Consider the following 18,482-nt stretch of genomic DNA (forward strand, 5'->3'; position numbering starts at 1 on the left):
TTGTGAGCACTGTTATGGTGCAAAAGAGTAAAGTATAGGGCGTATTAAGTAAATTATTCTTGTGTAAAACCCTTTATGTGTGAAAATAAAGGGTATGCGATTATATAAAGTTATTCACCGTGCGCCTTGGCGGGTAGTTAAAATTAGTAAAAAGCGCCAACAGCTTCGCTTTCGTCGTGCAATGGTGGCGCTAAAAATTGCTCTTGCGCAAGAAAGGCAAGAAACCATAGAAATGCTCACCATTTATAGGCGTTACACGCAAGGGCAAACCAGCAAAGAAGAGTTAAAGCGTGCTAATGAGCAGTTTGTAGATATTTTAAAAGGGCTTGGCTTAGGTGTATTTGCCGTACTGCCGTTTGCCCCTATTACTATTCCATTGGTTGTAAAGCTAGGCAGAATGGTAGGTGTAGATGTGTTGCCTAGCTCGTTTAACATTAATAAACCAGTTAAAGAGCTAGACGCCGAAATAGTTAAAGAGGATTTAAAACAACACACTAAAGCGCCTAATAAAGAATAAATCTGGCTAAAATTAGCTATACCTTTTAGCCGGTCTTATTGGTATGCTTTGAGCTACCATTTTTTATTATATGAGCTTTTCAATGAGTGCATTACTTCGTCATACTTCTTCTGGTATTCCTTTATCTTTTATTCTTAAAAACGAGTTAACTGACTGGCAATCACAACAACCGGCTTTTATCCAAACATGGTTAACAAATAGCGGCTTTGAAAAGCAAGGTTTAGCGCTTGTGCCTGACGCGCAAACCGGTGAGCTAAGCCACGTTTATTGTTTATTACAAAGCCAAGATGATTTTTGGGCCGCAGGCGAGCTTGCCAATAAATTACCGCTGGGCACGTATCAAATTCAAGGCGATGATGCCTTTATAGAGCAAGTCGCGCTTGGTTTTGTGTTAGGCGGCTATGAATTTAGTGAATATAAAGAAAAACCAACTGCCAAAGCACAATTAGCCATTGCCGATGAAGCGCTGTATCAGCGTATTAAGCAACAAGCCGATGCCATTTATTTAGCGCGTGATTTAGTAAACACACCTGCGGTAGATATGATGCCGCAGCATTTATCGCAAGTAATGGAAGATTTAGCCAATAATTACAACGGTGAATTTACCCAGTGGATTGGCGATGAGCTACTTGAGCAAAATTACCCAACAATACACATGGTCGGGCGCGCGAGCGAAAACAAACCGCGTTTACTTGATTTAAAATGGGGCGATGAAAACGCACCACTTATTACCTTAGTTGGTAAAGGGGTATGTTTTGACTCTGGCGGGCTTGATTTAAAACCAAGCTCGGGCATGCGTAACATGAAAAAAGACATGGGCGGGGCAGCGCACGTTATTGCTTTAGCGCAGCTAATTATGGCGGCTAATTTACCAATTAGACTGCGTGTTTTAGTGCCTGCGGTTGAAAATGCGGTATCGCGAAATGCATTTCGCCCAGGTGATGTAATTAAAACGCGTAAAGGCATTATGGTTGAAATAGACAATACCGACGCAGAAGGGCGTTTAGTATTGTGTGACGCGCTAAGCGAGGCACAAAACGATAACCCTGAGCTAATTATTGACTTTGCGACCCTTACCGGTGCTTGTCGTGTTGCTTTAGGTACTGAGCTGCCGGGCTTTTTCTCAACAGAGCGCGATGTAGCAAATGGTATTATTGATGCCGGTATGGATGTAAGCGACCCAGTATGGCAATTGCCTTTATTTGATCAGTACAAAAGCTTTTTAAAGAGCGATGTAGCCGATATGGCAAACTGTGCCAGCACACCATTTGGTGGTGCAATTACCGCGGCGCTTTATTTAAAAGAGTTTGTAGAGCCAACCACACCCTGGGTACATTTTGATGTAATGGCGTGGAATTTACGTGCATTACCTGGTCGCCCAACTGGCGGCGAAGCGTTAGGTATTCGTGCAGTATTTAATTACTTGCAAAGCCGCTTTAAATAAACCTTGTTATACGAGGGTTATACCTCGTATAACTCAAGCGGTAAGTTATCTGGATCGGCAAAAAAGGTGAATTTTTTGCCGGTTATTTCATCCACTCTTATCTCTTCCACTGTTATATTATGTGACTCTAAATACTGCTTTGCTTGGGCAACGTTTTTAACTTTAAATGCTAAATGCCTTAAGCCTTGCGCTTCTGGGTAGCTTGGTCTTGCAGGTGCTCCATCAAACGAAAATAACTCTATTTGGCTGCCATCAGGCATCGCTAAATCTAATTTATACGAATTACGCGCGGCCCTAAAATGCTCGTTAATAACTTTAAGTTTAAGTACGTTACTATAAAAGTGCTTAGAGCGGGCGTAGTCACTGCAAATAACAGCAGCATGATGAATGCCTAATAGTTCCATGTAGTTAGTTCCATGTAGTTAGTTCCATGAGTTTGTTCTCCTAAAAAACAAAAACGCACTAAAAAGTGCGTTTAATTTTTATGTGCTTAAAAACGTTTAGCTAGGCTCAGCGTCTTTGCAGGCTTTAACTGCGGGGGCTACAAGCTCAAGGCCAGTTAGCTCACACGGTGGCAAAGTTGCATCACTAACTTTAATCGGCGTTACACGCTCGCCCCATTTTATATAGCTTGCTGCCCACGTTAAACCTGCGCCAAACGCTGCCGACATAATATTTGAATGCGGCTTAATTAAGCCTTGCTCTACGGCTTCGCATAACGCAATAGCAATCGTGGCGGCTGAGGTATTGCCGTAGTCAGCAATGTTTACCATTACTTTTTCATCCGGCACTTTTAAACGATGCTGAATTGCTTGAATAATACGTAAATTAGCTTGGTGTGGCACTAATACGTTAATGTCATCAAGGCTTAGATTGGCTTGCGTTAATACATCATCACACGCTTCGCTCATACCTTTAACGGCACGTTTGAATATTTCACGGCCTTCAAATAGTAAGTCTGATGGGCCAATTGGCTCATATTTATTTAAATCACTACCAAAGTTGGTGATATGCAAAATGTCTCTGTCTTCGCTGTCGCAACCGGTTTTAGTACCAAGTAGGCCTGCGGGTGTATCTGCGGCTTCGAGTACTACTGCGCCTGCACCATCACCAAATAATACAGCGCTGTCACGGCGTGCCCAGTTTACATACCAGGTCATGCGCTCAGCAGCTATAACCACGGCTTTTTTAATCATACCTGCCTGAATTTGAGCGGTAGCTGCCTGAAGAGCATATAAAAAACCAGAACACGCAGCATTGGTATCCATAGCTGCAGCGCCGGTAGCACCAATGTTTTTCTGTACTAAAGAGGCGGTATTGGCCACCACAGTAGAAGGGGTACACGTTGCTAAAATAACTAAATCGATATCTTTTGCGTCAATCCCTGCACAATCGATGGCGTGCTTTGCGGCAACGGTTGCAAGTTCTGCAGTGCTAACATGGCTAACCCTACGAGATTTAATACCAGTACGTGTGGTGATCCACTCATCGTTGGTATCAACTATTTCGCTAATTTCATCGTTGCTAATGCTTGCTGGTGGAATACATTTACCCCAACCAGTAATATGTGCGTAGGCCATAGTGTGTTCTCTTAAAAAGGTGGTCTGACGTGTATTGCTAATGGGTGAGTTATATCAAAAATTGCCCTTTAAGAGAAGTTATTAACCTGTTTTGTCTCGTAAATAATAGTAATTGTGGGCAATTTAACGTAAAGCTTGTTTAAAGAGTAAGCAAGTATTAAAACTATACGTAGCGATGTGTTAAACAGCATATAATTGAAAAGCACATGACTTTGCGGCTTTACTTAAACGTAAGGGCTCGCGTTTATGGCACTGCGTTCAAGCTGTTAGCTTGAGTGAATTAAAGTAAGCCGATATTATTAATTACTGCCCGTTTAACGTATAAACACACAAACACGTGGCAATTGCATACATAATAAGGAAGCCCATGAGCAATAAAATAAAAGTGTCGTTGTTTAATCACTTGATTGAGGCAGAACGAAAGTTGCTCGACCCCGATGTTCGTCAATCAAGCCATGCATTAAATGCCTTACTTGATGATGAGTTTATTGAAATTGCAGCTAATGGCACCGTATTTGATAAGCAGCACGTACTAACACGTTTACCTACCGAGGTTGTTCCGCAGTTTTATTATCAGCACTTTAAAGGACGAATGCTTAGCGATGATGTCGCGCAAATTAGTTACCAAGCGGCTTATAGGCGCTCAGCCCGAAGTGAGTTTAATTACTCCTTACGTATGTCGCTTTGGCGTAAAAGTAATGAACAATGGAAAATGGTATTTCATCAAGGGACCCCGTGCGCGCTGTTTACTATATCAATGGATGAAGATTAACTTTTTTAACGTATTAAATTTTATAGGTACATCACACCTTGTTTATGCAAACCGACCCGACCATTAGCCGCCTTCTAATGCTGCGAAGTGGTGCTATTGCTGTGCAGTTAATTGCTGTACTAAGCGTGTATTTTTTATTAGAACACCAAATAGCGTTACTCCCTTTATTAGTGGTAATAGCTATAGAGGCGATATTTCAATTAGTAAGCGTATTCGCTTATCGAAATGTTAGCCAAGCGCGCCCTATAGGGATGTTAATGCAGCTCACTGCGGATGTGCTGTTTTTAACTATTTTGCTCTCATTAAGTGGCGGCGCAACCAATGCGTTTGTATCGCTATTATTGTTACCTATCATGATTGCAGCGGTCACTCTTCGTGAAAAAGGCTTGGCTTATATAGCGGTTCTTGCTATTGCCGCCTATAGCTTTTTATTAATTAGAATGCCCGATCACAGTATGCATCAAATGAATATGAGCGGGCATTTTATAGGCATGTGGGTTAACTTTGTTTTAAGTGCAAGCGTTATCGCTTTGGTTATTGGCGCTATGAGTAGAGCATTAAAGGAGCGAGAGCGCACAATAGCTAAAGCTCGCGAGCAGCAATTGCGCAACGAGCAACTGGTAACCCTAGATGGCGCAGCTGCGCAAATAACCCATCAACTAGCCAGTCCTATCGCTAACTTACAATTACTATTTGAAGAGCTTTTAGAAGATCAGCCAAATAACCCTGTCGTGGTGCAAATGCAAACGCCGCTCAAGCAATGTGCTAGGCAATTAAATGACTTTAGAAAGCTCTCTGCTCAGCTTCGTAATAAAAATACCACCGAGCACATTACAGTAAAGCAGCTACAAACGCAGATCATCGATACATTATTACTGCAATACCCTGATCAGCACATTAATTGGTTAAGTGAGCCAATAGCAGTCACCTTAAAAAGTGAAGCAATGCTACTGCCTGCTATTCTCAATTTGCTACAAAATGCATGCATTGCTAATCAAAAAAATAACCAAACCCAGTTAGAGCTAAACTGGCAGCAAGATAATCAACACAGTGAAAGTATATATTTGCTAATTCGTGATTTTGGTAGCGGTTTTAGCCAATCACAATTAGCAGAGCTTGGCGGGCAACTTATGCCTAGCAGCCAAGGTATGGGGCTTGCGGTTTTACTTTCTAATGTAACGTTTGAGCGACTAAACGGCTCGTTAACTTTGTATAATCACGCTGGTGGCGGGGCAGTGGCTAAAGTAAAATTAGCCATAGCAAATAATGAGCAATCACTTTCATGAAATTACTTATAATTGAAGACGATATAAATCTTGCCAGTACACTTGCTCGGCGTTTAACAAAACAAGGCTTTAGTTGTGAAGTTGCGCATAACCAAAGTGATGCATTACTCAGTGCACATAAACACTTACCAGATTTTATTTTGCTCGATATGAAACTAGGTGACGACAACGGCCTTGCCTTAATTAAGCCACTTCGCAGCTTATTACCGCAAGCGTATATTGTATTATTAACAGGGTTTGCAAGCATAGCCACCGCTGTAGAGGCCATGCGTTTAGGCGCTAACGATTACCTTACTAAACCCGTTGATATGGCCACGTTATTAAAGGCCCTAAACGCAGATGTAAATACACAAAATGTTAGTGATGTTGCCACACCAGTTATGTCACCAGAGCGTTTAGAGTGGGAGCATATTCAGCAAGTGCTACGTAGTAATAACGGTAATGTGTCGGCCACTGCGCGGCAACTCAATATGCATAGGCGCACATTGCAGCGTAAGTTACAAAAAAAGCCGGTTCAGCAGTAACCGCTTAAGGGGTATAAAATGAGTGATGATGCGGCTACATTAATGCTTAATCAAAAAATTATATTATTCGATGCACAGTGCAAATTATGTAGTGCGTGGTGTAATTTTATTATTAGGGCCTGTTTATCTTTCGAGGTTAAATTTGCAGCAGCCTGTTTGGTAATTAGGCAAGACAGAGCCTATGTAGTGTGGTTGTTCCCCATAAATAGGCGATAACGTAGCATAAATGCCAAACAGGCGCTGCCCGAAGGGTTTCTGCCTAGGGGTCATTTACTCTTTGTTGCTCGGTTTTTACTTAGCCCACTAGGTTACAAACCTCGCGCCGCGATTAAATGGCCCCTAGATTGAACAAATTTTAATCCTGAAAGGTCAACAGGCCCTAGTAACGATGCCACTGCCATTTTTAAACTGTGCAGCGTGCAATCCCCAAAAGGTGCACTGTTATTAACTCACTTTGGTTTTTCAACCACACAATACGCTTCACTGGTTTACCTACAAAACGGCAAAGCGTACACGCAAAGCCATGCTTTTTTTGAAGTGGTTAAGCAGCTAGGTTACCCCTACAAACTAGCCACTGTATTTAGTGTTTTACCCAACACCTTTAATAATTGGCTATACGATAAAATTGCTTTAAACCGGTATACCTTATTTGGCAAATATCAGTATTGCAGAATACCCAACCCAGAGGACGCAAAACATTATTTATAATTGGCTAAGTTAACTTAGCTATAAGTAGATGCTAGGTTTAGGTGGCTGTGCTAAAATCGCCGCGTTTTAAATTATCAGGGCTTTGAAATGGCAAGTACAGCGCACGCACTCCACATATTGGTTAAACACAAAGAAATAGCAGAAGACATTATTAAGCAATTAGGTAAAGGTGCCAAATTTCAAACCTTAGCTAAAAAATACTCGTCGTGCCCATCAGGTAAAAAAGGCGGTGACCTTGGCGAATTTAGACGCGGGCAAATGGTTCCGCAGTTTGACAAAATAGCCTTTAATGGCGCAATTTTAGAGCCACATTTAGTTAAAACTAAATTTGGCTGGCATGTAATTAAAGTGCTTTATCGTACTTAATAAGCTCGCTGACAAATACTAAAAAGGCTGCACACTGCAGCCTTTTTAGTATTCAGTTTTTTTATTTAACAAACATCCAGATACCCGCAGCAATCATAAACAGGTTTTCGGTTAGAGAGACAAACCCCAGCGGTACATTACTATCTCCGCCAACACAGGCACATTTAAGCTCTCGTTTGTCTATGTAAACAGCCTTAATCACCGACACGGCGCCAACACCCCCAATAAATAAAGAAATTGGTGCAACAATATAAGCTGAAAGCCCTGAAATCATGCCAATACTTACAAATGCTTCTAAAAATGGATACACATAAGCATATCTCACTACTTTCATCGCAAATAAATCATAGGTTATAAAAGAATTACTAAAGCTGTATAAGTCGCGTAATTTTTGAATAGCCAGTACGCCCATTGTTAATGCGACAAACAGCATAACTGTATGCATAGAAAAAAGTGCAAAGCCAGTCGAGTAGCTAAATGCAAAGGCAAGCAATAGGGTAACAGCAAAAATGGCCGTTACGGGAGTATAAGTAGTACCTTGTTGGCCAGGCTCCGATTTATTAAAGTAAGTGCGCAGGTCGTCATACCCGCCAATGCGTTCGTTATCGATAAATGTTTGTGGTGTGGTATCAACATTGTGCTTTTGTTGAAATGCATCGGTTTCTTCGCGCGAAGTCAGCGGCTTATCATCTACCTTATAGCCCTTTCGCTTAAGTAAATCTTTTGATTTGAGTCCAAACGGACATATATGTTCATCGGTTGCCATTCTATATAATGTTGCTGACTTAGCCATGCTTGCTCCTTATGCGTAATTAGTTACTCGATAGCCTTTAAGTAATAGTGAGTGAATGGCGGTCTGAAATAATTTAATGGCACGTTGTAATATTTACGTGGCATTTGAAATAAAATAGCGCACAGCACACTCATTAAGAACACAAAATAGACAATGCACGTATAGTGCCAGCACTTTTATAAAAGCGCAGAGGGTGAAGTTTGAGTAGCAGAGGGTTTTTGTTAAAAGCTTATAGAAATATCGGCTCACGTAGACAGGAAAGTCACGCTGCACCTTTAAAATCATATAAGACTGTATTGCGCAGCCTTATATATTAAACAGCAGCTTACTTGCTAAACTTCTTGCTTGGCTTCTTCTTCACTAATTTGTTTTAGTGCTTGAATAAACGAGTCGCTTGGTTGTCCGCCACTGATTGCATATTTATCGTTGATAATAAATGTAGGTACCGAGGTAATACCGAGTTGTTTAAAGCGGTCTTGCTCTTGTCGTACTGTTTGAACGTATTTATCTGAGTGTAAAATACTGCGGGCCTGTTCTTTATCAAGGCCAACACTTTCTACTATATCAAGCAGTGCCTCTTCTTGATTTAAGTATTTTAAATCGGTGAAGTGTGCTTCAAACATGGCAAGCTTTAATTCGGTTTGCTTATCTTCTTCACGCGCCCAAGTAAGTAGGCGGTGTAAATCAAAGCTGTTGATCATGATGCGCTCACCATCAAAATTAAAGGTAAAACCGGCACGCTGACCTGCTTCGAACATGTTTTTACGATTTTCATCGCCTTGTTCTTCGCTTAGGTTGTATTTTTGCATTAGATGCTCGTTTAAGTTTTGACCTTCAAGCGGCATGTCAGGGTTTAACTCAAAAGGATGCCACGTAATATCTGCACTCATCTCGTCTTTAAGTTGGCCAAGCGCTGTTTCTAGGTTTTTGTAACCTATTACGCACCATGGGCACATTACGTCTGACACGATATCAATTTTAAAGTTTTTCATATTCATCCTTTTGCGGATTGCTTTGGTATAACAGAGGATATTGGGATGAAGTATGCATTATCAATCCTTAAACTAAAAAGAGCAGCTAATTGCTGCTCTTTATAAAGGGTTTAAGCGTTAAGCCCAAACGGGTCGTCAATACTGTAACTTGGTTGTGTAAACCAATGTGGGCCGTTGTCGGTCATATAAAAGTGATCTTCTAAACGTACACCAAATTCATCAGGTATAACTAGCATTGGCTCGTTACTAAAACACATGCCAGGTGCAAGTGGGGTTTTGTCTCCACCGACTAAATAAGGCCATTCGTGAATATCTAAGCCAATACCATGGCCCGTACGATGCGGGCAGCCGGGTGTTTGGTACTGTGGCCCCAATCCTTGAGCCGCTAAATAGTGACGAGCGCCTGCATCAACTGCTTCACACGTAGCGCCAATTTTTGCAGCACTAAAAGCGGCGAGTTGAGCTGCTTTTTCATGATCCCAAAACATGCGCTGGCGCACTGTTGGCTCACCAAATACATAGGTGCGGGTTATATCTGAAAGGTAATCATGCACTTTGCAACCGGTATCTATTAATACCATATCGCCTTTTTTAAGCACTTGCGCATCTTTAACGCCATGTGGAAATGAGGTCGCCACACCAAATAAAACAATACAAAAATAGTTACCGGGGGCACCTACTTTTTGATGCGCTTTTTTAATGAAGGCTTCTACCTCTGTGGTGGTAATACCTTCGTAAAGCATGCTTGCAGTTGCTTGATGTACAGCTAAAGTCATATCCATTGCGCATTGCATGAGCGCTAATTCGTTTGCCGATTTATGCATGCGGCAATGTGCAGTAACGCTCTGTGCATTAACTATATTTAGGCCTTTTTGCGCTTTGTTTATACCGTCGAATATAAAAAACTGTGCACTTTCATCAATGCCTATTGTGGCATTGTCATTAATGTTGAGCTGCTTGAGTACACTTACAAATAACGCATATGGACTTTCGTGTTCTTGCCAGCCATGAATGGGGCCTTCAATCACTTTAAAGCCGTTTAGGGTGCCAATTTCAAAATAAGGGGCTATGTATTGTACATCGCCTATAGCGGGTAAAATGGCGCCAACCATGCGCTCACTTGCATACCACTTCATGCCTGTAAAATAAGTAAGGTTTGTACCTGCATTTAAATAAATTGCATCTATATTATTTGCTTGCATGTAAGCTTGTGCTTTTGCAATGCGCTGCAAATATTCATCTGCTTGAATAGGGGTTACATTGGCGGTCATATTGCTTAATCCCGCTAATGCTTGCTCGCTTGTGTGTGTACCAACGCCTAGTGTGGCCATAAAAGTCTCCTTGGTTTCAATACCAAGCTGCATAAATACTTGAGCAATTGAACATATTAAATTTCACTAAAATGTTAAAAAGCCCGAATAAGCAGATTGGTGTTAGGCATTGTGTTTAATGTAAAACCATAATTCAATATTATGCGACAACATGCATGCTAAGGTTTTTTAGCGTAAGGTAAACGCGATAATTTATTGCTAGTGTGGTAGCTATCAAGCCCTGTTACAGCCACTGTTTCAATGGCTTGTAAATCTAAAAAGCCATCACTTTGCAGCGCAGCTTCATCTAAATACACATCGGTAATTTCACCTATAACCAGCTCGGTGCCATTAACGGCTAAGTGTTGGTGCTCAACGTATTTTACAGAGTATTTTAATCGCGACTCTTGCACAAACGGGGCTGTAAATTCATTTAGGTATTCTGGCGTTAAACCTGTCGCGTCAAACTCTGACTCGCCTTTATCGTAGCGAGCTGATGTTTGATGAGCTTGCTTATATATGGCCTTATTAACTTGGTTAATGGTGTAACAGCCGGTTTCTATGATGTTTTCAAACGTATGGCGAGGCACGCTATTAGGGCGCATTATCATACCAACCAATGGCGGGTGAGCCCCTAAATGAATAACCGAGCTAACAATAGCTACATTTTTATTGCCTTGCTTATCTTGCGTGCCAATTAAGTTGGCGCTTTTAAAACCCGAAAGAGAATTAATTAAATGAGTACGAGTGTGTTTTTCAAGTGCGTTTATGCGCTCTTTAGTAAAATGCATTAGAGGTCCTTACCAGGGTATGGCTTCGCCTTGCCAATCTAAATAAGCGGGCTCACCGTTAAGTTCTAAATGAGGGTTATTAAACGTAAGTGTAAAAAGCTGTTTAGCTACAAATTCAGCGCTAAAAAGCTTATCCGCAGGTACGTTTTTTTGAAATGGTTTTGAAAGCGCAGTATCGGTAGTGCCCGGATGAAATAACACCAGTTTAGTATTTTTAGCTCGGCGCGCCAGTTCTACCGCTGCGGTTTTAAATAGCATGTTTAAGGCCGCTTTAGATGCGCGGTATGTATACCAACCGCCTAATTTATTATCGTCAATACTGCCCACACGCGCACTGAGCGCCGTTATAGTGCACTGCGTTTTATGTGTTAACAGCGGTAAAGTGCTCTGCAAGCACAGTAAGGGAGTGAGTGTGTTGGAATTAAATAATTCATTAAAATAGTCTGCGTTTAGCTCTTCTAGCTTTTTTTCTGGCATGTGGGTTTTGTTGTGTAAAGTGCCATTAAACATAACGACTTGTTGAATATCGGCATTTTGCTCTTTTAAGTAAGTTGTAACCTTGGCTAAGCTTTGCGCTGTGTAATCGCTCTTTAGGTAAACAACATTACTATTTGTATCTGCCTTTTTTGAGCTAACACATATAACTTGCACTGTGGGGGCATTTATTTGTAGGTGCTCAATATAAGCTTGTGCTATTGCGCTGCTGGCACCAAATAAAACAATTGTTTTCATTGTTTGTCCTTTGTATTAACAGTGCATTGGCCGTTTAAACAGGAGGCGTTTGGCATGAGCAAACGGCTTATTTTTTGTCTGTGTTTTGCAAAAAATATATAGGCGGCATCAGCGAAGTAGCGAATTATTGGCAAGCGAAAAATTTTCAACCAGCGGTATTTTCCTACTGTTCTCCACGCTTGATAGGTAACATCTAAGCCGTAAATCATCTCCCCAGTTGGTAACTGTGCATGCAATATAGCCATGGCCTTGTTTTTATTAACACTTGGATAACGTGCGCTAAAATCGTGGCTATTAAGGTCTTCTAAAACAATTTTATGTTTAGTATCAGCATCTTTAAGGTGCTGCATTTCGGTATTGCAAAGCGGGCAGCTGGCGTCGTAAAAAATGATCATAAAAGCCGTTTTCTAATAATTTACATATAGCTAATTACGATTCACCATTGCAAATGGATCTATTAAATCTGCGCTCATGATGATATTAATAGCATTCCATGAAACAAAGGAGACTGAGAAATGAGTGAACAATATGCCGCCTTGCGAGGTAATGTTAATTTACTTGGGCAGCTACTAGGACAAACTATTAAAGATGCCCAAGGCCAAGCGATTTTAGATAAAGTAGAGGAAATTCGTGCTTTATCAAAGTCATCTCGCAGTGGTAATGAAGACGACAGACAAGCGCTAATTGAGGTACTACATGCGCTTAGTGATGAAGAGCTTTTACCGGTTGCCCGTTCATTTAATCATTTTTTAAATTTAGCTAATGTAGCAGAGCAGTTCCACACTGTTTCGCGTTTTAATGATGTTGGTTTTTGCCAACTAAACCCTCTCACTCAAACATTAAAAACGTTAACTGCAAAAGCAAAAGAAGGCCAATTAGATAGTAATCATCTGGCCGAAACACTCTCAAAACTCCACATAAACTTAGTATTAACCGCTCACCCAACCGAGGTGACGCGCCGTACAATTATTAATAAGCACGTAGAATTAAGTGATTGTTTAGCCTCGCTTGAGCGCAAAGACAATTTACCACAAGAGCGTGAAGCTATTTTAAACCGTATCGCTCAACTTATCAGCCAAGCATGGCACACTGATGATATTCGTCGTTCTCGCCCAAGCCCAGTTGATGAAGCTAAATGGGGATACGCTGTTATTGAAAACAGCTTATGGCACGCTGTGCCACGCTTTTTACGTGAGTTTTCAGATCAAGTTAAAGAGCATTTAAGTTTAGAGCTCCCAATTGATTACAGCCCCATTGAGTTTACCTCTTGGATGGGCGGAGACCGTGACGGTAACCCATTTGTAACTGCACAGGTAACACAGCAAGTACTTGATCATGGTCGTTGGATGGCGCTTGATTTATACAGCCGTGATATTGACACGCTAAGCGCAGAGCTGAGCATGTCAGATGCAAGCGATGAGCTAATTGAGCTGGCAGGACAAGACTTTGAACCTTATCGCGCTGTACTTAAAAAGCTTAAAAACCAAGTCTCTGAAACAGTGGTGCATTTAGGTGCAAAAATCAAGAATAAGCGCAGCGATTCAGAAGACTTAATCACTGATATAAATCAAATCAAGCACCCAGTAGAGGTGTGCTATCGCTCTTTATTAAAGTGCAACATGAAAGTTGTCGCCGATGGTTTATTACTTGATTTACTGCACCGTATAAATAGCTTTGGCCTGCGTTTGGCAAAACTTGATGTACGCCAAGATTCAGACCGCCACAGCGATGTGTTTTCTGAGCTTACACGCCACCTAGGCTTAGGCGATTACAACCAATGGCAAGAGCAAGATAAGCAAGCATTTTTGCTTACCGAGCTTAACTCACGCCGTCCGCTTATTCCTAAAAACTGGCAACCTAGTCCAGAGGTGCAAGAAGTGCTCGACACCTTTGATGTAATAGCTAAGCAAGATGAAAAAACATTTGGCTTGTATATTATTTCAATGGCGCGTACCGCCTCTGACATTTTAGCTGTACAACTGCTTTTAAAAGAAAGTGGCTGTCAGTTTGATTTACCAGTAGCGCCTTTGTTTGAAACGCTTGACGATTTAAACGCTGGTAGTGATGTAATTACCACGTTGCTTGATAATGTATGGTACCGCGGGCATATTAAAAATACCCAAAATGTCATGATTGGTTATTCTGATTCAGCTAAAGACGCCGGCATGATGGCCGCGGGCTGGGCACAGTACGAAGCAATGGATAAACTAGTGCAGCTTGCCGATAAGCGCGGCATTGAACTTGTTTTATTCCATGGTCGTGGTGGTACGGTAGGGCGCGGTGGTGCACCTGCTGCACAAGCATTGCATTCACAACCGCCTGGTTCATTAAAAGGTGGCTTGCGAGTAACTGAGCAAGGCGAAATGATCCGCTTTAAGTTTGGTTTACCCGATGTAGCACTGCAAAGTTTAAATATTTACGCGGGTGCTGTACTGCAAAGTAACTTATTACCACCGCCAGAGCCTAAGCAAGAGTGGCGTGAAGTGATGAAGTTGATAAGCGAGCAGTCGTGCGATCACTACCGTAATGTGGTTCGCCATGATGAAAACTTTGTTCCTTACTTTAGAATGGCAACGCCTGAGCTAGAGCTGTCTAAATTACCGTTGGGCTCGCGTCCTGCGAAACGTAACCCAAATGGTGGGGTAGAGAGCTTACGTGCTATTCCATGGATTTTTGCATGGAGCCAAAACCGTTTAATGTTACCTGCATGGCTTGGCGCATTAACAGGCTTAAAAGCGGCACTCGATAAATACGGCATAGAAACACTGCACGAAATGAGCCTGCAATGGCCATTTTTCAGAGCACGTCTTGAAATGCTAGAAATGGTATTTAGTAAAGCCGATAGCTGGTTAAGTGAGCATTACGATAACGCGCTGGTGGAAGATATGTACAAACCACTAGGTACTTCGTTACGTAAAGAGCTAGAAGAAGCAATTAGCTTAGTGCAATCGCTTAGCCCACAAAATAGTTTATTGGCAGATCAACCATGGATAAAAGAGTCGATTGCGCTGCGTAATCCGTACACCGATCCGCTTAATGTACTGCAAGTTGAGCTGCTGCGCCGCTCGCGCTCAAGCGATAAAGTAAGTGAAGGTGATATTGATAATGCATTAATGATCACTATGACAGGTATAGCCGCAGGTATGCGCAATACTGGTTAGTCTACTTTAACTAAAAAATAGGGGAGCACAGTGTGCTCCCTTTTTTTGCTGGCATTTAGGCGCCTAACCTTTTAAACTACTTAGCCATTAAATAATTATAATATGTTATGGCATCAGCAACTTTTACTGTGCAACAAGACACAGCACTCACAAATTCACATATCTCACTAAGCGTTACGCAAACTCAAGCATTACGCAGCCAATTAAAAGCCCAGCGCGGTATTTTACATCCTAACGATATTAGCCAATTATGCGCGCAACTTAATGTATTTGATGACGCGTTATTACAAGGTTTAGTGCCTTTAGCGTCTGAATTTTCCGTGGCTCCTGTTTCTCATTTTCATGTGGGAGCTATTGTTAAAGCACTTGATGAGCAAGGTGATATAAATTTTTATTTTGGTGCTAATGTCGAGTTTGATCACCAAGCGCTTAGTTTAGTCGTGCATGCAGAGCAGTCGGCGATTAACAATGCGTGGTTAAATGGCGCAAAAAAAATACTAAAAATAGCAATTAGCGATGCCCCATGTGGTTATTGCAGGCAGTTTATGAACGAACTGGCTGATGCAAAAGAGTTTGATATATTACTGCCAGAGCAACATTTTAAATTAGCTGATTTATTACCGCATTCATTTGGCCCCACTGATTTAGGCAACGATTTTAGCCTGTTTAACCCAAAACAGCAGCAACACACATTTGCAGATACAGCCCTTGATGAAAAGCTAGCAGCCATGGCGCTAATGGCCTACGTACCTTACAGTAACAACTTTAGCGCAGTTAAAATAAGTACCTTTAATAATGGTGACTTTTACGGCAGTTACGCAGAAAACGCGGCTTATAGCCCAAGCCTTTCGCCACTACAAAGTGCGCTTAGTCAATTGTTTTTAGCGGGTCTTAGCTTTAACGATAAAACGATTAAAGCAATTACACTGTTAGAAACCCAAGGTCATGAAAACCAAGGGGGAGTAGCACGTGCGGTACTTGCAAGCTTTAGCAATTTGCCAGAAATAGAAGTGATTAGCGCAAAGCTAAGGTAACCAGAGCTCAGGGTAAGCTAAAAACAATAAAGCACAGCAATTGCTGTGCTTTATGCGTTTTATTAAAGCGCTAAAAAGGCATTAGCCTAATAGTACTTTTGCAGCTTCTAATACCACAGCCACAGATTTCTTCTCAATTTCACCGTGATCAACATTTGGAATTTCTTGGCGGGTACGGTTAACCAATACACCGGCAACACACGCCGCTTTAAGGCCTAGCGCTGCACACATGGTAAATAAGGTAGCAGACTCCATTTCGTAGTTCATCACGCCTAGGTTTTGCCACTCTTCACAGCTACCTTGTAATGACTTAGGTACATAACCCGAGTGCGTATCGTAACGCTCTTGCCCTGGGTAGAATGTATCGCTTGAGGCAGTAATACCAATGTGGAAGTCGATATCTAGGTTTTTACACGCTTGCACCATAGCTTGAGTTGCAAAAAAGTCAGATACCGCAGGGTAGCTAAGTGGTGCAAAGTGTTGGCTTGCGCCATCTAAACGCACCGACGCTTGGCTTACTAAAATATCACCTTCATTAATATGTGGCTGAATTGCCCCAGTAGTACCAATACGTAAGAAAGTACGTACGCCAAGCTGTGCCAGCTCCTCTACAGCAATAGAGGTTGAAGGGCCGCCAATACCGGTTGAACAAATCACCACAGAGTGACCATTTAACTGGCCTAAATAAACATGAAACTCACGTGTTTGAGCAAGGCAGGTTGGGTTGTCTAGGAATTGAGAAATGCGTGCAGCACGATCTGGGTCACCAGGGACAATAGCAAGTTCAGCCCCTTTTAAATCGTCAATACATAATCCTAAGTGAAATACCTTTTCCATAACTAAGCCTTTTTATAAAAATTTGTTGTCAATCTAGCATCATTACGGCAAATGTAAACTAAGTACAGGACGTATGTCCGATGTTGAAAAATACTTATAAATGATGGCTTTATTCATTCACATTGAATATTAAATCAAAGGCTTAAAGTTCGTTAAAAGGCGGGTGGTTGACTTGTTTATTGAGAGTCTATATGTATTGATTATGGTGATAATTTAAATTTATCAATACGTGGTTTAAAGCGTTTTTAGTTATTTAATAACAAACAGTTACGGTTTTATTTTGGCTTTATTTTAACGCCTTTTATATAAGCGCGTAAATAATGCTTGAACAATAAGTGAGCGTATAAGGCGTTATTTGCAAATAGGCCGATAATTTTAGTTTTTGCATAACTAATCAAAACCACATGAATAAAACACACAAGTATAGGATTTATTATGAGCACACAATTTGACGCGTTTAAACGTAAAGTAGAGCACTGTTTATGTGCACCTGGCGATGGTGTATTTACAGTTAATACCGCGAAAGAGCGTAAAGCGGCATTACGTAATAAATTGTATGGGCAAAGCGAAAATGTTGATGTTTTGTGGCGCGATTCTTTAACACAATTACCCGAATCTCCTCACAAAGCGGTTATGTTAGGTATTAGCTCAGATTGTGGCGGCGGTATTTTACGTGGAGCAAACTGGGGGCCATTATTTTTACGCTCAGCCTTGATTGATCAGCAAACCCAGTGCCGCTCTTTTGATTTAGGTGATGTACGCGTTATCCCGCATTTATTACATGATAAATACTTAAACGACGCCACAATTTCAAACTGCCAAAAAGCCCTATACGGCGATAAAAACGATGATTACTACGTAAGCCCACTTTCTATTACCGAAGATGTGTGTGACAGTTTTTACGCCACATTTAAAGATAAAGGCATATTTGGTATTGGGGGCGATCACTCAATTAGCTACCCGCTAACTAAAGCGTATTTAAAAGCTAAGCGTGAGCAAGGCAAACGTACCGCTATTATTCATTTTGATGCGCATACCGATTTATTAGTAGAGCGCTTAGGCATCGATTTATGTTTTGGCTCGTGGTGTACGCATATATTAGAGTTTTTACCTGCACCGCATCATTTAATCCAGTTTGGTATTCGCTCAAGCGGTAAACCTAAATCGCACTGGGAAAGCACCTTTGGTGTAAAACAACATTGGGCTAATGAAATAATAGAGCGTGGTACAAAAGCGGTTGCAGATGAAACCATTGCGCAGCTTAAAGCCGATAACGTAGATGAAGTGTATGTAAGCTTTGACATAGATGCACTTGATGCCGAATTTGCCTCAGCCACGGGCACACCAGAAGATAACGGCTTAACCCCGCAACATGCACTGGATATTTTACAAGCTATTGCCGATGAGTTTCCAATAACTGGCGCCGACATGATGGAAATAGCGCCATTTACCGACAGCTCATTAGTAGGCCAAGCAAGTTCAGAAACAACATTACGTGAAGGCGCTAAAATTTCAGCGTTCTTAATTAGTGCAATGAATAGATAGCAGGTTAGTCTTTAAAAAATCTAGTCCTATCAGCGTATAGGGCTAGGTTAAAAACTAGCGGTTCGGTTACCCTCGGCTATAGTTGGTGTA

Annotated in this window: 18 protein-coding genes and 1 pseudogene; 10 read left to right on the forward strand and 9 right to left on the reverse strand. The window is 41.5% G+C overall.

The annotated features are described in order from the left end of the window. Positions 1-94: 94 nt before the first annotated feature. On the forward strand, positions 95-517 hold the full coding sequence (locus OIZ54_RS04175; protein ID WP_024031949.1) for a hypothetical protein: 423 nt from the start codon (positions 95-97) through the stop codon (positions 515-517). Between the two features lie 82 nt (positions 518-599). Further along, on the forward strand, positions 600-1,961 hold the full coding sequence (locus OIZ54_RS04180; protein WP_126009088.1) for a leucyl aminopeptidase family protein: 1,362 nt from the start codon (positions 600-602) through the stop codon (positions 1,959-1,961). Positions 1,962-1,978: 17 nt separating this feature from the next. Here the strand turns inward: OIZ54_RS04180 and OIZ54_RS04185 are convergent, their stop codons facing one another. Continuing rightward, positions 1,979-2,365, reverse strand: coding sequence for a VOC family protein (locus tag OIZ54_RS04185; RefSeq protein ID WP_264389802.1), 387 nt, complete (start codon positions 2,363-2,365; stop codon positions 1,979-1,981). 96 nt (positions 2,366-2,461) lie between these two features. Next, positions 2,462-3,541 (reverse strand): ketoacyl-ACP synthase III, encoded by a 1,080-nt coding sequence (locus OIZ54_RS04190; protein WP_121638415.1) that lies wholly within the window; start codon positions 3,539-3,541, stop codon positions 2,462-2,464. A 367-nt stretch (positions 3,542-3,908) separates the two neighbouring features. Here OIZ54_RS04190 and OIZ54_RS04195 point away from each other — a divergent pair, with 367 nt between their 5' ends. The 5 genes and pseudogenes from OIZ54_RS04195 (at position 3,909) to OIZ54_RS04220 (ending at position 7,197) form a co-directional block, all read left to right on the forward strand. Further along, entirely contained in the window at positions 3,909-4,313 is a 405-nt protein-coding gene (locus OIZ54_RS04195) for a nuclear transport factor 2 family protein (RefSeq protein WP_264389803.1), read from the forward strand. A gap of 44 nt (positions 4,314-4,357) precedes the next feature. After that, positions 4,358-5,599: an ATP-binding protein gene (locus tag OIZ54_RS04200; protein ID WP_264389978.1), complete on the forward strand. Its 1,242-nt coding sequence runs from the start codon at positions 4,358-4,360 to the stop codon at positions 5,597-5,599. Continuing rightward, complete coding sequence (locus OIZ54_RS04205; protein WP_121638417.1) at positions 5,596-6,123, forward strand: response regulator transcription factor; 528 nt, start codon at positions 5,596-5,598, stop codon at positions 6,121-6,123. Before OIZ54_RS04200 ends, OIZ54_RS04205 begins: the two co-directional genes overlap by 4 nt. Positions 6,124-6,516: 393 nt before the next feature. Continuing rightward, a pseudogene (locus OIZ54_RS04215) lies at positions 6,517-6,831 on the forward strand (thiol-disulfide oxidoreductase DCC family protein); the annotation flags it as partial. Positions 6,832-6,918: 87 nt separating this feature from the next. Next, entirely contained in the window at positions 6,919-7,197 is a 279-nt protein-coding gene (locus OIZ54_RS04220; protein WP_004588770.1) for a peptidylprolyl isomerase, read from the forward strand. Between the two features lie 61 nt (positions 7,198-7,258). On the opposite strand, the gene OIZ54_RS04225 is transcribed toward OIZ54_RS04220, so the two are convergent. The 6 genes from OIZ54_RS04225 to OIZ54_RS04250 form a co-directional block, all read right to left on the reverse strand. Continuing rightward, positions 7,259-7,990 carry a MauE/DoxX family redox-associated membrane protein gene (locus tag OIZ54_RS04225; protein WP_264389804.1) on the reverse strand — a complete coding sequence of 244 codons (732 nt, stop codon included), beginning with the start codon at positions 7,988-7,990 and terminating at the stop codon, positions 7,259-7,261. Between the two features lie 332 nt (positions 7,991-8,322). Beyond that, a complete protein-coding gene (locus OIZ54_RS04230; RefSeq protein ID WP_264389805.1) occupies positions 8,323-8,982 on the reverse strand; it encodes a DsbA family oxidoreductase in 660 nt (219 codons plus the stop codon). 110 nt (positions 8,983-9,092) lie between these two features. Then, positions 9,093-10,313 (reverse strand): M24 family metallopeptidase, encoded by a 1,221-nt coding sequence (locus OIZ54_RS04235; RefSeq protein WP_024031939.1) that lies wholly within the window; start codon positions 10,311-10,313, stop codon positions 9,093-9,095. Positions 10,314-10,471: 158 nt separating this feature from the next. Continuing rightward, positions 10,472-11,083, reverse strand: a complete 612-nt coding sequence (locus OIZ54_RS04240) for a flavin reductase family protein (RefSeq protein WP_054981822.1) — start codon at positions 11,081-11,083, stop codon at positions 10,472-10,474. Positions 11,084-11,092: 9 nt separating this feature from the next. Further along, on the reverse strand, positions 11,093-11,815 hold the full coding sequence (locus OIZ54_RS04245; RefSeq protein ID WP_264389806.1) for an SDR family NAD(P)-dependent oxidoreductase: 723 nt from the start codon (positions 11,813-11,815) through the stop codon (positions 11,093-11,095). Next, positions 11,812-12,210, reverse strand: coding sequence for a thiol-disulfide oxidoreductase DCC family protein (locus tag OIZ54_RS04250; protein WP_029771847.1), 399 nt, complete (start codon positions 12,208-12,210; stop codon positions 11,812-11,814). Before OIZ54_RS04250 ends, OIZ54_RS04245 begins: the two co-directional genes overlap by 4 nt. A gap of 120 nt (positions 12,211-12,330) precedes the next feature. Between OIZ54_RS04250 and ppc the strand changes: the two genes are divergently transcribed. Both ppc and cdd read left to right on the forward strand, forming a co-directional pair. After that, positions 12,331-14,976: a phosphoenolpyruvate carboxylase gene (gene ppc, locus OIZ54_RS04255; RefSeq protein ID WP_248461931.1), complete on the forward strand. Its 2,646-nt coding sequence runs from the start codon at positions 12,331-12,333 to the stop codon at positions 14,974-14,976. 107 nt (positions 14,977-15,083) lie between these two features. Further along, entirely contained in the window at positions 15,084-16,010 is a 927-nt protein-coding gene (gene cdd / locus OIZ54_RS04260) for a cytidine deaminase (protein ID WP_264389807.1), read from the forward strand. Positions 16,011-16,091: 81 nt separating this feature from the next. On the opposite strand, the gene udp is transcribed toward cdd, so the two are convergent. Continuing rightward, a complete protein-coding gene (udp, locus tag OIZ54_RS04265) occupies positions 16,092-16,847 on the reverse strand; it encodes a uridine phosphorylase (protein ID WP_004588758.1) in 756 nt (251 codons plus the stop codon). Positions 16,848-17,282: 435 nt separating this feature from the next. Here udp and OIZ54_RS04270 point away from each other — a divergent pair, with 435 nt between their 5' ends. Then, positions 17,283-18,392: an arginase family protein gene (locus OIZ54_RS04270; RefSeq protein ID WP_264389808.1), complete on the forward strand. Its 1,110-nt coding sequence runs from the start codon at positions 17,283-17,285 to the stop codon at positions 18,390-18,392. Positions 18,393-18,482 lie beyond the last annotated feature (90 nt).

Origin of the sequence: Pseudoalteromonas sp. A3, assembly GCF_025942345.1 — a bacterium.
GTDB classification, from domain to species: domain Bacteria; phylum Pseudomonadota; class Gammaproteobacteria; order Enterobacterales; family Alteromonadaceae; genus Pseudoalteromonas; species Pseudoalteromonas atlantica.

What these genes read in the sequence shown, in the direction of transcription:
- OIZ54_RS04195 (WP_264389803.1), top strand. Translation starts at nt 3,909, where the DNA reads ATGAGCAATAAAATAAAAGTGTCGTTGTTTAATCACTTGATTGAGGCA.
- OIZ54_RS04230 (WP_264389805.1), bottom strand. Translation starts at nt 8,982, where the DNA reads ATGAAAAACTTTAAAATTGATATCGTGTCAGACGTAATGTGCCCATGG.
- ppc (WP_248461931.1), top strand. Translation starts at nt 12,331, where the DNA reads ATGAGTGAACAATATGCCGCCTTGCGAGGTAATGTTAATTTACTTGGG.
- OIZ54_RS04245 (WP_264389806.1), bottom strand. Translation starts at nt 11,815, where the DNA reads ATGAAAACAATTGTTTTATTTGGTGCCAGCAGCGCAATAGCACAAGCT.
- OIZ54_RS04240 (WP_054981822.1), bottom strand. Translation starts at nt 11,083, where the DNA reads ATGCATTTTACTAAAGAGCGCATAAACGCACTTGAAAAACACACTCGT.
- OIZ54_RS04220 (WP_004588770.1), top strand. Translation starts at nt 6,919, where the DNA reads ATGGCAAGTACAGCGCACGCACTCCACATATTGGTTAAACACAAAGAA.
- OIZ54_RS04250 (WP_029771847.1), bottom strand. Translation starts at nt 12,210, where the DNA reads ATGATCATTTTTTACGACGCCAGCTGCCCGCTTTGCAATACCGAAATG.
- OIZ54_RS04200 (WP_264389978.1), top strand. Translation starts at nt 4,358, where the DNA reads ATGCAAACCGACCCGACCATTAGCCGCCTTCTAATGCTGCGAAGTGGT.
- OIZ54_RS04205 (WP_121638417.1), top strand. Translation starts at nt 5,596, where the DNA reads ATGAAATTACTTATAATTGAAGACGATATAAATCTTGCCAGTACACTT.
- cdd (WP_264389807.1), top strand. Translation starts at nt 15,084, where the DNA reads ATGGCATCAGCAACTTTTACTGTGCAACAAGACACAGCACTCACAAAT.
- OIZ54_RS04235 (WP_024031939.1), bottom strand. Translation starts at nt 10,313, where the DNA reads ATGGCCACACTAGGCGTTGGTACACACACAAGCGAGCAAGCATTAGCG.
- OIZ54_RS04175 (WP_024031949.1), top strand. Translation starts at nt 95, where the DNA reads ATGCGATTATATAAAGTTATTCACCGTGCGCCTTGGCGGGTAGTTAAA.
- OIZ54_RS04225 (WP_264389804.1), bottom strand. Translation starts at nt 7,990, where the DNA reads ATGGCTAAGTCAGCAACATTATATAGAATGGCAACCGATGAACATATA.
- OIZ54_RS04190 (WP_121638415.1), bottom strand. Translation starts at nt 3,541, where the DNA reads ATGGCCTACGCACATATTACTGGTTGGGGTAAATGTATTCCACCAGCA.
- udp (WP_004588758.1), bottom strand. Translation starts at nt 16,847, where the DNA reads ATGGAAAAGGTATTTCACTTAGGATTATGTATTGACGATTTAAAAGGG.
- OIZ54_RS04180 (WP_126009088.1), top strand. Translation starts at nt 600, where the DNA reads ATGAGTGCATTACTTCGTCATACTTCTTCTGGTATTCCTTTATCTTTT.
- OIZ54_RS04185 (WP_264389802.1), bottom strand. Translation starts at nt 2,365, where the DNA reads ATGGAACTATTAGGCATTCATCATGCTGCTGTTATTTGCAGTGACTAC.
- OIZ54_RS04270 (WP_264389808.1), top strand. Translation starts at nt 17,283, where the DNA reads ATGAGCACACAATTTGACGCGTTTAAACGTAAAGTAGAGCACTGTTTA.